Here is a 14,252-nt window from a genome sequence, read left to right on the forward strand (position 1 = left end):
GATCGTCACCCTCGTCCCAGCATCAGCACGCCGTATTCGGGAACCGAGAGCCCGCTCACCAGGCCGATGCTGGCGTCCTTGACCTGTGCATCGCCGCACTCGCCTCGCAATTGCCGGACCGCTTCCACGACATGTTCGATGCCGAGCCGGTAGCTGTAGGACAACATGCCGCCATGGGTGTTGACCGGCAGCCCGTCGTCGATCCCGATTCCCTTCTCGCGGATGAAGGCTGCCGCCTCGCCCTTGCCGCAGAAGCCGATATCCTCGATCTGCATGAGGCATGAGATCGTGAAGCAGTCATAGATCTCGGCGAAGTCGACATCATCGAGGGTCACACCCGCTCGCTGCTGGGCACGGCGCGACGCCTCGGCGACCGAGGGAAGATGCAGCATCGCCGGCTTCTGCGTGAAGACATCGTCGCCGGTAATGGGTTCGGCGGCGTAGCCGACACCCAGGACCTCGACCGGCCGCTTCCGGCAATCGCGCGCCCGATCCGCGCTCGTCATGACGTAAGCGCCCACGCCGTCCGAGATCAGGCAGCAATCGGAAATCCGCAGCGGATCGGAAATCATCCGGCTGGCAAAATAATCGTCATAGCTGAGCGGCCGTTTCGCCTGTCCGCCGCCATGGCGCATCGCATTGTCGCGCTGGGTGACGGCGATGGTCGCCAGATCGCGCTCGTCGAGCCCGTATTCATGCATGTAGCGCCTGGCCCAGAGCGCGAAATAGCTTGGCTGGCCGTTGAAACCGTACGGTTTCTCGAAGGCCATCTTGGCCGGGTAAATGTCGTGGAAACCGTAAGGACCACCTGGCCGGGTGCCCCAGTCGACGCCGAAATAGAAGAGCACGACATTCGCGAGCCCCTCCCGGATCGCCATTTCCGCGATCATCGGCGCCGCGCAGACCCCGGTCCCACCGTAGGAAATCGACGCGTCGAAGTAGCTGTTGACGCCCAGTTGCGCCGCCAGCCATTCATGCGGGACGGACGACGGCATGATGCCGCCGTCCGACATGATCCCGTCGACATCCGAGGGATCGAGCCCCGCATCCTCGAGCGCGGCCAATGCAGCATCCACCGCAAGTGCCCTCACATCCTTGCCGGCACTCCGTGTCGGCGCCGTTTCTCCAACGCCTACAATCGCGATGTTCTTCCGCATGACCGCGCCTTTCTACTGTCGTTTGTCTGACCCGATAGTCGATCGATCCCGATCGCTTACTCGGGGAACTCCTGCTTGTAGGTCGATGCCGGCTCGATCTTCGCGAGCGTCGACTGGAACAGCTTCACGAACGCCGCGACATCCGCGTCGGTCCGCTCGGAACGGGTCTTGATCCATTCCTGGACGAGTGCCGGATAGTCGACCTTCTCCTTCCACTGCTCCACTTCCGCCGGCGTGAAGCGATAGAACTTGACGCCCATTTCCTCGGCCTTGGCCACGGAAGCGGCATCGCCTTTCTTCACGACCTCGATCGACTTGGCCGGGAATTCGCGCCGCAACTCGGCGATCGCGTTCTTCGCATTGTCGGGCAGCGCCTTGTAGACATCGAGATTCATCGCCAGCCCGCAGGTGTAGTAGGTGCCCACGCCCGGAGCGATCAGGGTCTTGGTGAATTCCAGCCAGTTCTCAGGCGCCGGCATCCAGAGCGGGATGCCGAAATAGCCGTCGATCGCGCCGGTCTGCAGGCTGGTGTAGATGTCGGCGGTCGACATCGGCACCGGCACGAGGCCGTTGGCCTTCGCGATGGCGCCCAGATCGCCGTAGGCCCGGACCTTCATGCCTTCCAGCTCGGCGGAGGAATTCACCACCTTGTTGACGCCGATGATCGTCGCGGACGAGGCGTCCATCGCCAGCAATTCGACATTCTGGCGATGGAATTCCTCGCGCAGCGGCGGATAGCTGTCATAGAGCTCGGCGATTGCCGACGAGAGCGCGTCGCCCTTCTCGGTGACATAGGGCAGTTCGGCCATCGAGGTCAGCGGCAGCAGCGCCGGCGCATAGCCGGTGCAGAAATAGCCGACATCGGCGAGGCCGCTACCGACGCCCTTCAGCTGCTCGGTCGCCTTGATCAGGGCCTGGGAGTAGAAGCGGTCCTTGAGCCCGACATAGCCGTTGGTCCGTTCCTTCAGCTCCCGAAAATAGTCCTCGTATTGCTGCTGGGATGCCGAGTTCTGGCCGACATGGGTCGAGAAGACCAGTTTGACGTCGGCGACCGCCGGGGCCGACATCGCAGCGGACAGCAGCAATGCCGCGGCCGCAGCCGTTACTGTGGTTCGTTTCACCATTTTGGACGTTCCTCCTCTGTTATGGTGGCCCTGCAGCCCCGTTCTTCCGGGGACCGCAGGCGTGACCCGGGCCGCGAGGAGCCCGGTCATGACTGGCGCGCCAGTTCCGGCAGGAACGTGGCGATTGCGGGAAAGGCGATCAGGATCGCCAGCGTGATGATCTCGAAGACCAGGAAGATCGAGGCCCCCTGGAAGACCTTGCCCAGCGGCACGTCCGGCGCGATCCCGCGAATGACGAAGACATTGACCCCGATGGGCGGGGTGATGTTCGCAAGCTCGCTCATCTTGACGACGATGATCCCGAACCAGATCGGGTCGAAGCCGAGCGCCGTCACTGCCGGATAGACGATCGGCAGGGTGATCAGGCACATCGAGATCGGCTCGAGGAACATCCCGAGCGGGATGTAGGCCAGCAGGATGAGCAGCAGGATGACGTAGCGGTTCAGGTCGGTCGCGGTGAGCATCCGGGCGAAATCCGTGGCCAGCCCGGAAAGCGCGATATACTGGCTGAACAGGCCGGCCCCGATCAGGATGAGAAAGATCATGGCCGTCGCGGAGACCGCCTGGCGGCCGCCGCCCAGGATCTCGGCGAACGGCACGTCGCGCTTGCAGAACGCCAGGATGAGCGCCGTGACGGCCCCGACCCCGGCCGCCTCGGTGACCGTGAAGATACCCGTGTAGATGCCGCCGATGATGATCGTGAAGAGCAGCACGATTCCCCAGGCGTGGCGGATGCTGGAGAGCTTCTCGCGCCAGCTGAACCGCTCGTGGGAAACCGGCATCAGATGCGGCTTCCAGAGCGCGATGACAAACAGCCCGAGGCAGAAGATGAACGCCGTCAGGATCCCGGGAAGAATTCCGGCGAGCAGCAGCGAGCCGATGTCCTCCTGGGTGATGATGCCGTAAACCACGAGCATGATGCTGGGCGGGATCATGATCCCGAGCAGCCCGGCCGACGCCACCGTTCCGACACTGATCGCATCCGCGTAACGGAAGCGGCGCATCTCCGAAAGCGCGATGCGGCCGACCGCCGCCGAGGTCGCGACACTGGAGCCGGAAGTCGCCGCGAAGGCCGCGCAGGCGAACACCGTGGAGATCGCCAGCCCGCCGGGCAGCCGCCCGACCAGCCGGTAAGCCACGTCATAAGCCTTGGCGCTTACCCCCGCCTTGCTGGCGAGAAAGCCCATCAGGATGAAGAGCGGAATGACCGCGAGCCCGATATCCGAGACGTTGGCGTAGGGCATGGTCGACAGCGCGCTCAACGAAACCGGGAAGCCCCGGAGCATCATCAGCCCGACGATCGAGGCGACGATCAGCCCGAAGGCGATCGGCAGCCCGAGGAAAAGCGCCCCGGCGAAGACGACCATGACGACGATGGTTGATTCCATGGCCTCAACCGCCCTCCACGTCGGTGCGGCTGCGCCACGCCCGGACGGCGGACAGCGCCTGCAACAGGAACATGATCGTCAGGAGCCCGAGGCCGATCGCGACCACGGCCTTGGTCGGCCACAACGGGAAGTGGGTCGTGCCGAACTGGAATTCCTTGGTCGTGTAGCTGCGGATCGCCTGCGTTGCCGTCCCCCAGGTCATCAGCCCGGAGGTGCCCGTGCAGATCAGCAGCGAAAGGACCTGCGAGGCCCGGCGATAGGCTGGCGGCGTCAGGTTGACGACCGCCTCCATCGTCACATGGCCGTCCGTCGCCTGGGTGAACGACAGCCCGGCAAAGACGAGGACGGCGAGCAGGATCGCGGAGATCTCGACGCCGCCGACAATCGCGAACCCGAAGGCGCGGAGCACGACCTCGAAGGTGACCACGAGGCCGAGCAGGATCAGGGCCAAGGCGCCCAGTGTGCCGGAGCCGCGCACGATCGTGCCCTCGAACCACTTCCGCATCAGCCGGCTCCCTGCCTTGCGGCTTGGCCGGTCCGCGCGGCGATTTCCTCGCGCAGGCGGAACTTCTGCACCTTTCCGCTTGGCGTCATGGGAAAGGTCTCCACGATCTCCAGGTATTCCGGCAGGTACTGGCGCGCGAGGCCCTGATCCTCGAGATAGCGACGCATGGCCTCGAAACCGAGCGCCCGCCCCTCGCGACAGATGACGACAGCACAGGCACGCTCCTGGAGCCGGGGATCCGGAATGCCGACGACAACGGCGCGCTGGATATCGGGATGCCGTTGCAGCAGTTCCTCGACCTCGACCACGGGGATGTTCTCGCCGCCGCGAATGATGATGTCCTTGCTGCGCCCGGTGATCCGGATATAGCCGTCCGCGGTCATCCGCGCGCGATCGCCGGTCCACACCCAGCCATCCGCCGTGACCGCCTCGACGGTCAGGCCCGGACGCTTGAAATAGCCGGCGAAAACGGATGGCCCGGCCGCGACGAGGTCGCCCTCTTCGCCCGGATCTGCCGGCGTTCCGTCTTCCCGCAGGACCCGCACCCGGCACTGGCCGATGGCGCAGCCGTCGCTGCCGAGAATCCGCTCGGGGGTATCATCGGTATTGCTCAGGGTGACCAGGCCGAGTTCGGTCATGCCCCAGCCGGTGACGACCGCGCAGCCAAGCCCCTCATGGGCCTTTGTCAGCAGGACGCGGGGAACGGCGGCCCCGGAACACAGGAAAGTTCCCAGGGTCGCGGCCGAGCGCACGCCGCGCCTCTCCGCCGCCTCGCAAAGATCCTGCAGGAAGGGTGTCGCCCCGATCATCCAGGTCACGCCTTCCCGCTCGATGAGTTCCAGCCCCCTTTCGCCGTTCCAGCTATCCATCAGGACCAGCCGTCCGCCCATGAGGATCGGCAATTGCCCGCCGTAGGCGAAGCCGGTCTGGTGCCCGAAGGTCGACGGCATGAGGATGACGTCGCCCTCCCCGAGCTTCTGGCGCTGGAGCAGGCCGACTAGCGGGCAGAGATTGGTGTTGTGGGTGTGCATCGCCCCCTTCGGCTCACCCGTGGTCCCGGAGGTGAAGGCGATCTCCGACAGTTCCCGCGGATCGACCCGGTAGCGCGGCGCCGACCGATGGCTGCTGTCTGTCAGTTCATCGAAGGGACGGGCGGGCGCGCGGGCACCATCGCCGACGGCGAAGACCGCCGCGACCGAGGGCAGGTCGGGTATCAGCCTCTCGATCATGGCGATGTGATCGAATCCCCGGAAACTCGCGGGCACGACGACGATTTTCGGCTCGACCAGCCCGAGCATGAAACGCAGTTCGCGTTCCCGGTAAATCGGCGGCAGCGGGTTGCAAACCGCACCGAGCCTTGCAGCGGCATATTCAAGGATCGGGAACTGCCACCAGTTCGGCAATTGCACAGACACGACGTCGCCGGGTCCGATCCCGAACGCGTGCAGGCCAGCCGCCGCGGCTTCGGTCAGATCCAGAACGTCGCGGTAACTCAGCCGCATGTCCCGATCGACGATGAGTGTCCTCTCGGGGTGGCGATCCGCCGCCCGCACGAGCAGGTCGAAGATCGTCGCGTCCGGCCACAGGCCGGATTCGACGTAGCGCTCCATTTGCGCGGCGGACGGGACGTGCAGCAGTCGCGAGGACGATCCGCTCATGACCCGGCCACCCTGTGCGAGCCCGATCGCTGCATGGTGGATCTCGTTTCTTCCCTGCCTGGCATCGCCAGTCTGGACCCGGCTTGTTCTATGCCTTAGTAATTGAATGAATGATCGTTCATTTTCTGGCAACCTGTCAAGCGGATGGAGGCGTCGATGAAGAGCGGGACAATCGTGGTCGTGACGGGCGCGACGGCGGGCATCGGGGCGGCTGCCGCGCGGCGGTTCGCCCGGGAAGGGGCCCGCGTCGTCGCCGTGGGCAGGCGCAAGGACCGCCTGGAAAGACTGGCCGGGGAACTGGGTCCGGATTGCCTGCCAGTGGCGCTGGATGTCACCGACGCGGAGGCGGTGGCCGAAGCGTTCGGCAGTCTGCCGGCAACCCATCGGGAGGTCGGGATCCTGATCAACAATGCCGGCGTTTCGCTCGGCGACGCCCCGGTCTCCTCTGCCAGTCTCGAGCACATGCAGCGAACGATCGAGGTCAACACGATGGGCCTCGTCAACGTCACCCACAGCCTGCTGCCGGGAATGATCGAGCGCGACCGCGGCGACATCATCAACATCGGGTCGGTCGCCGGCACCTACCCCTATCCGAAGGGGCATGTCTACGGCGCCTCGAAAGCCTTCGTTCGCCAGTTCACGCTCAACCTCCGCGCCGATCTTCTCGGCCACCAGATTCGCGCGATGTGCATCGAACCGGGCACGGTTCACACCGAGTTCGCCTATGTGCGGACCGGCGACGCGGAATCGGCGAAACGCTTCTATGACCACAAGGATCTGCTCGAGGCCGAGGACATCGCCGAGATCATCCACTTCGTCACGTCGCTGCCGCGACGGGTGAACATCAACAGCCTGGAAGTGATGTCGACGGCGCAGTCCTTCGGTTTCTTTCGCTTCTCGGAGGACCTCTGATCGCGGCCCGGCTAAAGCGCCGGCCAGATTCCCCCTGAAACCGCGATCATCTCGCCGGTCACGTAGGACGCCTCCTCGCTGGCCAGGAACAGCACGGTATTGGCCACCTCACGTGGCTCCCCGAGCCGCTTCAGAACCGTGCGGCTGCGATACTTCTCCGTCTCCTCGGGCGGCATGTTGGCCATCACGCTGGTGCGGATCGTCGCCGGCGCGACACAGTTGACGTTGACTTGCGGAGCCAGCTCCATCGCCAGGCTGCGCGTGAGCGAGGCGACGGCGGCCTTGGCGGCGCCATAATCGGCCTGGCCCGCCTCGCCCGCCATGTTGATCGAGCTGAAGTTGACGATGCGTCCGTACCCGCTCCGCAACATGTCGGGCGCGACCAAGCGTACCAGGTGAAAGGCGCCCTTGAGATTGAGAGCGAGCGTTTCATCCAGCCGCTCCTCCGGCATCTCGAGGATCGGCATGTAGAGCGTCTGCGATCGGATGCCGCCGACGACATTGATCAGCACATCGATCGTCGGGAAGCGCTCGTGCCCCGCGTCGACCAGCGCCCGCGCCTCGACCGCGTCGCGAACGTCGGCCCGGCGGGAGACAATGTCAGCGCCGGATTGCAATGCTGCCCGAATTCGCTCCGCCGCGGCCTCCAGGCGGCGGCCGGAAATATCGGTGAGAACGAGGCTCGCGCCTTCCTCGGCAAACCGCGTCGCCACGGCCTCGCCCATCGGCCCCCCCGCCCCTGTCACCAGGGCCACTCTACCCGCCAGCCGCATGTCCACGCCTCCGCCTGTTGCCTTCGAATTTCCGTTCGCCTGACCCGAACGTTCCTGATAAAATACTGAACGCTCATTCAATTGAAACAAAGAAATGGCGGCTTGCCATGGCCCGTCCCTCCCGTCGCATGCAGCAGGCAGAACTGGCCGACTTCCGGCGTCGGCAACTTCTCAAGGCGGCGATCAAGCTGTTCGGCGCGAAGGGCTATCACGTGACGACGATACGGGACATCGCCGACGCCGCCGAGGTCAGCGTCGGCATGATCTACCAGTATTTCGAGGACAAGGAGGATCTCCTCTCGTCCGCGATCATGGAGATCCTCGATTCCTATATCCGCGAGATCCCGAAGGCGATCGACGGCGAGACAAGCCCCGAGAAGCGCTTTCACGCCGCCATCCTCGCCTATGCGCGGGTCATCGACCGCAACCGCGACTCGGCCGCGATCGGCTACCGGACGTCATGGGCGCTTCGCAAGGACCGCCTTGCTGTCGTTTTCCGGAAGGAGCAGGAAACGGCCGGCATGATCCGCCGCTGCGTCGACGCCTGCATCGCGGCGAAGGTTTTCCGGGAGGTCGACGCGGAGATCCTGACCTACCAGATCATCGTCCTGGTGCATTCCTGGGCGCTCAACGCCTGGCGGTTGCCGAAATCGCTGACTGTCGACGACTATGTCGAACGGAATCTCTCGGTGCTTCTCGCACCGGTCAACAGGCAGGCATAGCCGGGCGGATCAAGAGCGCCCGCCGACGAGCAGAACCGAGGAAAATTCATGTCGCTTCGCCTTCTTTCGCCGGTCGATATCGGCCCGTACAGGCTTCGCAACCGGATGGTCATGGCCCCGCTGACGCGGTCCCGCGCCGCGGAGGGCGAGGTGCCGACGGAGATGAACGCGCTCTATTATCGCCAGCGGGCTTCGGCCGGGCTGATCGTCTCGGAAGGGACAATCATCTCGCCCGAGGGTCGCGGCTTTACCGATACGCCCGGCCTGTTCACCGGGGCCCAGGTCGAGGGTTGGCGGAAGGTAACCGAAGCGGTCCATGACGCCGGCGGACGGATCTTCGCCCAGCTCTGGCATGTCGGACGCCAGTCACATCGCGACCTGCAACCGGATGGCGGGGCGCCTGTCGCCCCTTCGGTGGTGCCCGCGATCGGAAAATGCCGCACCCGCGGCGGGCTGAAGGACTTCTCCGAACCGCGCGCCCTTACAATCGATGAGATCGCGCGCATCGTGTCGGACTACCGCCGCGCAGCCTGCAACGCGCTCGAGGCGGGCTTCGACGGTGTCGAGTTGCATGGCGCGAACGGCTACCTCGTCGACCAGTTTCTCCAGGACGGCGCGAACCGGCGCACCGACCGCTACGGAGGATCGCTGGAGAACCGGTCCCGCTTCCTGTTCGAGGTGCTCGCCGCGCTGATCGAGACATGGGGCGCAGGCCGGGTCGGCCTTCGGCTCTCGCCGCACAACAAGCATGGCGAAATCTCGGATTCCGATCCCTGGGCCCTGCACGAGTATCTCGCGCGCCGGCTCTCGGGGCGCGGCCTCGCCTATCTGCACGTCACCGAGCCGCGTACCCTGCCGGGCGGCTACATCCGAGAGGACGAGGCCGCCAACGCGGCGCCGCGCCTGCGACCGCTCTTCGACGGCCCCTATATCGCGGCCGGCGGCTTCGGGCGCAACAGTGCCGAGGAGCTGATCGCCGCCGGGCACGCCGACCTCGTGGCCTTCGGACGCAGCTTTCTCGCCAACCCTGACCTGCCCGAGCGGTTCAATCGCGGCTTGCGCCTCAATCCTTACGATCGAAAGACATTCTACAGCGAAGGCCCGCGAGGATATGTCGACTATCCGACTTGGGCGGAATCCGGGGATTCAGCCGACACCGCTTCATGACGATGCGACCGCGGCCAACAGATCGGGTCGCGGTCCCGCACGAAGCGATGCCCGGACGTGATGAACGCGTTCCGATTCGGAATCAGTTCCTGTAATTCACAGGGCAAGACACGGCCCCCCGGACGGTTGGACTCGTGCCTTCCTTCTCCCCGATGGCTCATCGCTCGAATTCCCGCCGGCCGCCTGAGCATCAAACCACCATCGGGAAATGCCGTTATCGGGGCCACGCCAGGGCCCGCCAGAGACTTCTGCCGTTCTTGCCCCGAGACCTAGGGGAAATCACTGTCTCTGTCCCGACAACGGGAAACGCCCCGCCGAAATCCCGCGGACTTCGGCGGGTTCCCGGCTCGCGGTCAGAGGACTGACACTTCTGGGGAATTAGTGGTGGTGCTTGCAGTCACGAGCGAACCCGTCTCACCCGTCGTCAGTGTGTTTACAGGGAAATACAGGGAATCCACCGCTCTTTCGGAGGAAGCTCCGCCAAATCGACCGAAATACATGCGTATTTTCAATGACATGGAGGCATTTCCCTGCGAGATGGAACAGGGAAACCTGATTGTGTGATCAGGGAGATCGGCCGCAATAAACAGGGAACTTGGTAAGCAATACAGGGAGCAGGACCAGAGAATAAATTGCTCGACCTTCTGTCCTGACGCCTTATGCAGCACCCGGTTCTGTAGCCACTGAAAAGTAAAGTCTCACAACCAGAAACCGTTCGTTTCGGATCAGGTCAACTGCTGCTGGGCATACGCCTGCGAGAACAACAAGCCGGTTGTGTCCTCACCCGCCCCAGCATTGATGCACTCGCCGAACCGCCGCCTGAAAGCCGCCAAGGGCCTCTTCCAGCTCGCTTTCTTGAATGACGAGAGGAGCTGACAGCGTTAGCGAAGAGCGCGACGGAAAAATCGGGATCACACCTTCCTCCACACTCGCACGAAACACCTGCTCGGCAATCGTCGCCACCTGCACCGGATCCATGTCATCGCCGCCGAACTCTATTCCGAACATCAACCCCTCGCAGCGCACCTCACGGACGAATGGATACTGCTCGCAAAGTTCCTGAAGCCTGACCGCCCCCGTGTTTCCCAGCCGACGGGCCTGGAGGACCAGATTCTCGTCCTGAATGATTTCAAGGGTCGTCCGCCCGACCAGCGCCGACAAGGGATTCTTCTCGTGCGTGAAGTAACCGAGGTTGGATCCCGCCGGCAATGCCAGTCCGGCGGCAACGACAATGCCGGCAACCGGCATGACCGAGGCACCGAGCGCCTTGCCGATCACGGTGATATCGGGACGGACATCGAACCGCTCATGGATGAACAGCCAGCCCATTTTGCCGAAGCCGGTCGGCAATTCGTCCCGGACCAGCAAAGCTCCATAGGCATCACAGAACTTGCGCACCTCCGGCCAGTACCAGTCGGGCGGCGCGTAGGCGCCGTTCCGGATGGTTTCGCCGATCACCGCCGCGATATCGCGCTCATAGGCGAACATGGTTCGCATCGCCTCGAGCGAGTGCCGGGCATAGGCTTCATGCACGAAGCTGAGCGCTTCGTCGCCGGCCGATGATAGGGCGGCACATGCAGCGCACCGGGCAACATTGGCCTGCGCGGCACGGTCATTGTCTCGGCCACCGATACTGACGGCGCCGGCACTGCGTCCGTGATAAGCGTCGTAATCTGCCAGTAGCCGCCTTGGCCACCGAGATGGCGGTTTCGATCGCGTCGGAATCGCCGCATCGGGAGGGCGTGCGCGAGAGAGTCGTCACTGCAGTGACAGACAGGCCCGACTGTTGTCGAACAGGTTGGCGCGAAGCCTAAATCTCCCGGCTGTGGCATCCCGATCCCTGCCACGCTGGTGACCCGGAGCAATCGGGCGATGCGGGATGTCTCATTTCGAGTATCGGCGGGCACGACGCTGCACGGCTTCCGAGCACAGCACCGCGACTGTCGCGATGATCAGGATCACGGTTGAAACCGCCGCGAGCGTCGGATTCGCTTGCAGGATGAGATCGCTCCACATCGCCTTGGGCAGGGTCGTGACCGTTCCGGCGCTGGTGAACAATGCGATCGTCAGCTCGTCGAACGACGTAACGAATGCGAACAGGAAAGCGGAGATGATCCCCACCTTCAGCAATGGCAACGTGACCTGCGACAGGACGCGAAGCGGCGACGCACCCAGCGTTGCCGCCGCCTGGTCCAGTCTCACATCGTAGCTCTTGAGCACGGACATCACCGTCACGACCACATAGGGAAGCGCGAGAATGGTATGCCCGATGACCAGGCCGGTGATCGTACCGATCAGTCCGATCTTCGCAAACAGGTAGAACAATGCGACGGCCGTGACCATCCGCGGCACGATCAGGGGCGACAGGAAGAGCGCCAGGACCAGGCGTTTCGCGAACAGTTGTCGGCGCACCAGCACGAAAGCGGCCGCCGTTCCGAGTACCGTGGTCAGGATGCCCGCCAGCATTGCGATGACCAGTGACAGAACCGTCGCCTGCGTCCACAAGGTCGACCCAAGATAGGTTTCGTACCAGCGCAGTGAGAAGCCTTCGGGCGGCAGGGCGATGAAGTTCCCGGCCGTGAAGGAGACCGGAATAACGACCAGGGCGGGGCTGGCAAGAAACAGGACAACCAGTGTGACGAAACCGCGGAGAACCCACTGCATCACCGGCCGTACCGGCCGATCGGCCCTGGGTGGCCGGATCTGTTCAATCAGGTCAGCAACCTTGTCTGTCAGCCACCCCGGGACGGCCAGGGTCGCCTGGCCGATCCGGCCGAGAAAGCGCGACAGTGCCGTGATATCTTCTGTAGCGGTCGCCGATTGCGTGCTGCCCGTTGAGCCGATGAGCCGGTCCTGCACCGCAAAGACGACCAGCGCGATGATCAGCAGGATCAGCGAGAGCGCTCCGGCCAGCCGCCAGTTCAGAAGTTCCTGGATTTGGGTGAGAATGATCTGGGCGATCATCGTTTCCCCTGGACTGCCGAGCAACGCGGGCGTGATGAAAAAGCCGAGGGATGTCACGAAGGTCAACAGTGCTGCCGCAGCGACACCAGGCATGGAAAGCGGGAAGTAGATCCGCCAGAACGCCTGCCCCCGGCGGGCACCCATCGTCGCCGCGGCGTCGACCAGGTTGCGATCGATGTTCTGCATGGCCCCGGTCATCACGAGTATCGCCAGAGGCATCAGCGCCTGCGTGGTGCCGATCATGACACCTGTCATGTTGTAGATGAGCTTGACCTTGGCCTCGTCACCCAACAGGAAGCGGACGGCGGAGTGCGCGGGTCCGTTGTAGGACAGGATGATCATCCAGCTGAAGGTGCGAACCAGAAAGCTGGTCCAGAACGGTACCAGCACGAGAAGTATCAGGCGTCCGCGAATTTTCGGCGTGGTATTGGCAAGGAAATAAGCCACCGGATAACCGAAAGCGACGCACAGGACCGTGACCATGATCGCGATCTTGAAAGTAATGAAGAACACCTGACTGTAGACGGGGGTCGTCGCGACCTTGGCATATTGATCCAGCGATAGCGCACCGTCGGGTGCTCTGAAACTGAGGAGCAACAGATCCGCGACCGGGTAAACAAAAAAGATTCCCAGAAACAGCAGCGGGACGAGGATCGGCCAAGACCGCTTCCAGTCGGGCGCGAAAAGCGCCCTCCAGGCGCCGGACAGGCGCCTGTGCAGCGGGGCGATATCCGGAAGGCTCTCACTTGTCATCGGAAGCCTCTGGCGCGAGAAGCCTGACATCACGGATATCCCAGGAAAGCGATACCCGGGCGCCGCGTTCCACTGCCCCGGTTGTCCGCGAGGTCAGCAGTTTCGCCTGAAAGCCGGTACCGTCGTTCGTCCTCACGAACAAATTCATGACACCCCCTGCGAAGAGAACGCTGTCAACAACGCCGGACACCATGTTTTCCCGATTCTCCGCGCTCCCGCACAGTCTGATGCTTTCCGGTCGTACCAGCGCGACAACCTCGTCACCGATATCGAACGCGCCGGTCTCCTCTACCTCGGCAACGATGCGACCGTAGGAACCGTCGACGACCAGCTTTCCCTCTGCCGCAGAGACCACACGGCCATCCAGAAGATTGGAATCGCCGATAAAGCTGGCTGCAAAAACCGATCTCGGCGCGAAGTAGAGTTCCGAGGGCGGTGCGATCTGCTCCGCACGACCGTCCCGCATCAGGCAAATACGATCGGACAGGGCAAGTGCTTCCTCCTGGTCATGCGTCACGTAGAGAACGGTTATGCCGTACTGCTGATGCAGCCGCTTGATCTCGAGCTGCATGGTGTCGCGCAAACCCTTGTCCAGTGCACCGAGCGGCTCGTCCATGATGGTGATCGATGGTTGATAGACCATGCACCTGGCCAGCGCGATCCGTTGTTGCTGGCCGCCCGACAGTTGCCGCGGCAAGCGGTCGGCGACGTGCGGAAGTTCGACGATGCCCAGGACCCGCGCCACTTCATCGCGAATATGCGCTTCCCGATGCTTGCGCATCCTGAGGGGGAACGCGATGTTCTCGAAGACCGACAGATGCGGAAACAACGCGTAGTTCTGGAACACCATCCCGATATCGCGCTTGTGGGCCGGCATATAGGTCGCCAGCCTTCCGTCGATGTGCACTTCACCGGAATCCGGCAAGACGAGCCCTGCCACGATGGACAGCAGCGTCGTCTTGCCGGACCCGGAAGGTCCGAGCAACGTCAGGAACTCTCCGTCGGCCACCTCCAGCGAAACATCGTCGACCGCGATGACCGAGCGATATCGTTTGCCCACAGCCCGAATGTCGAGTTTTCGGACCTTTTGTACCGCGGCAACGTCAGCCGCTCGCTCGTCGAGCCCCAT

The 14,252-nt window shown here is 63.6% G+C and carries 12 protein-coding genes; 3 read left to right on the top strand and 9 right to left on the bottom strand.

Annotated features, from left to right (window positions below; translation table 11 throughout):
* Positions 1-5: 5 nt before the first annotated feature.
* The 5 genes from OCH7691_RS22995 to OCH7691_RS16805 form a co-directional block, all read right to left on the bottom strand.
* Positions 6-1,076 (bottom strand): thiolase family protein, encoded by a 1,071-nt coding sequence (locus OCH7691_RS22995; protein ID WP_176245124.1) that lies wholly within the window; start codon positions 1,074-1,076, stop codon positions 6-8.
* A 137-nt stretch (positions 1,077-1,213) separates the two neighbouring features.
* Positions 1,214-2,281 (bottom strand): TRAP transporter substrate-binding protein DctP, encoded by a 1,068-nt coding sequence (gene dctP, locus OCH7691_RS16790; protein ID WP_176245125.1) that lies wholly within the window; start codon positions 2,279-2,281, stop codon positions 1,214-1,216.
* Positions 2,282-2,367: 86 nt separating this feature from the next.
* Positions 2,368-3,669, bottom strand: a complete 1,302-nt coding sequence (locus tag OCH7691_RS16795) for a TRAP transporter large permease (protein ID WP_085884742.1) — start codon at positions 3,667-3,669, stop codon at positions 2,368-2,370.
* Between the two features lie 4 nt (positions 3,670-3,673).
* The gene (locus tag OCH7691_RS16800; protein ID WP_085884743.1) at positions 3,674-4,174 is read right to left on the bottom strand and encodes a TRAP transporter small permease; all 501 of its coding nucleotides are present in this window, start codon (positions 4,172-4,174) and stop codon (positions 3,674-3,676) included.
* Positions 4,174-5,832 (bottom strand): AMP-binding protein, encoded by a 1,659-nt coding sequence (locus OCH7691_RS16805; protein WP_085884744.1) that lies wholly within the window; start codon positions 5,830-5,832, stop codon positions 4,174-4,176. Before OCH7691_RS16805 ends, OCH7691_RS16800 begins: the two co-directional genes overlap by 1 nt.
* Positions 5,833-5,988: 156 nt before the next feature.
* Here OCH7691_RS16805 and OCH7691_RS16810 point away from each other — a divergent pair, with 156 nt between their 5' ends.
* The gene (locus OCH7691_RS16810) at positions 5,989-6,744 is read left to right on the top strand and encodes an SDR family NAD(P)-dependent oxidoreductase (protein WP_085885144.1); all 756 of its coding nucleotides are present in this window, start codon (positions 5,989-5,991) and stop codon (positions 6,742-6,744) included.
* An 11-nt stretch (positions 6,745-6,755) separates the two neighbouring features.
* On the opposite strand, the gene OCH7691_RS16815 is transcribed toward OCH7691_RS16810, so the two are convergent.
* Positions 6,756-7,517: an SDR family NAD(P)-dependent oxidoreductase gene (locus OCH7691_RS16815; protein ID WP_085884745.1), complete on the bottom strand. Its 762-nt coding sequence runs from the start codon at positions 7,515-7,517 to the stop codon at positions 6,756-6,758.
* Positions 7,518-7,624: 107 nt separating this feature from the next.
* Between OCH7691_RS16815 and OCH7691_RS16820 the strand changes: the two genes are divergently transcribed.
* Positions 7,625-8,239, top strand: coding sequence for a TetR/AcrR family transcriptional regulator (locus OCH7691_RS16820; RefSeq protein WP_085884746.1), 615 nt, complete (start codon positions 7,625-7,627; stop codon positions 8,237-8,239).
* A 48-nt stretch (positions 8,240-8,287) separates the two neighbouring features.
* A complete protein-coding gene (locus OCH7691_RS16825) occupies positions 8,288-9,406 on the top strand; it encodes an alkene reductase (RefSeq protein WP_085884747.1) in 1,119 nt (372 codons plus the stop codon).
* Between the two features lie 780 nt (positions 9,407-10,186).
* Here OCH7691_RS16825 and OCH7691_RS16830 read toward each other — a convergent pair.
* The 3 genes from OCH7691_RS16830 to OCH7691_RS16840 form a co-directional block, all read right to left on the bottom strand.
* On the bottom strand, positions 10,187-11,131 hold the full coding sequence (locus tag OCH7691_RS16830) for an aminotransferase class III-fold pyridoxal phosphate-dependent enzyme (RefSeq protein ID WP_085884748.1): 945 nt from the start codon (positions 11,129-11,131) through the stop codon (positions 10,187-10,189).
* Between the two features lie 159 nt (positions 11,132-11,290).
* Entirely contained in the window at positions 11,291-13,123 is a 1,833-nt protein-coding gene (locus OCH7691_RS16835; RefSeq protein ID WP_085884749.1) for an ABC transporter permease subunit, read from the bottom strand.
* Positions 13,113-14,252 (bottom strand): ABC transporter ATP-binding protein, encoded by a 1,140-nt coding sequence (locus tag OCH7691_RS16840; RefSeq protein ID WP_085884750.1) that lies wholly within the window; start codon positions 14,250-14,252, stop codon positions 13,113-13,115. Before OCH7691_RS16840 ends, OCH7691_RS16835 begins: the two co-directional genes overlap by 11 nt.

The sequence above is a fragment of the Oceanibacterium hippocampi genome (assembly GCF_900172325.1).
GTDB lineage: Bacteria > Pseudomonadota > Alphaproteobacteria > Sneathiellales > Sneathiellaceae > Oceanibacterium > Oceanibacterium hippocampi.